This window comes from Bacillus sp. CCNWLW194 (assembly GCF_037120585.1).
Classification (GTDB): Bacteria; Bacillota; Bacilli; order Bacillales; family Bacillaceae_G; genus Bacillus_A; species Bacillus_A basilensis.
On the sequence record NZ_JBBBBL010000063.1, the window covers coordinates 1 to 508 of the forward strand.

Annotated in this window: 1 protein-coding gene; it reads left to right on the forward strand. The window is 39.4% G+C overall.

Annotated features, from left to right (window positions below; genetic code table 11):
- Positions 1-508: Cna B-type domain-containing protein (locus tag V7S50_RS34020; protein ID WP_336584468.1), on the forward strand; the 508-nt coding region annotated here is incomplete at both ends.

Below are 508 nucleotides of genomic sequence, written 5' to 3' on the forward strand. Positions count from 1 at the left end.
AATGCGACAAGCCGTCCAACAACGATCAAAGTAGACTTACTACAAAATGGTAAAGTAATTGATACAAAAGAAGTGAGCGCAGCGGGCGAATGGAAATATGCGTTTACAGACCTAGCGGCATATGATGCCGAAGGAAATGCATACAAGTATGAAGTAAAAGAACAACCAGTAGATGGATATAAATCAGAGGTTCATGGTTATGACATTACGAATACAAAAGTAGCGCAAACAAAAGTAGAAGGAACGAAGACGTGGAAAGATGGAAATGCGACAAGCCGTCCAACAACGATCAAAGTAGACTTACTACAAAATGGTAAAGTAATTGATACAAAAGAAGTGAGCGCAGCGGGCGAATGGAAATATGCGTTTACAGACCTAGCGGCATATGATGCCGAAGGAAATGCATACAAGTATGAAGTAAAAGAACAACCAGTAGATGGATATAAATCAGAGGTTCATGGTTATGACATTACGAATACAAAAGTAGCGCAAACAAAAGTAGAAGGAA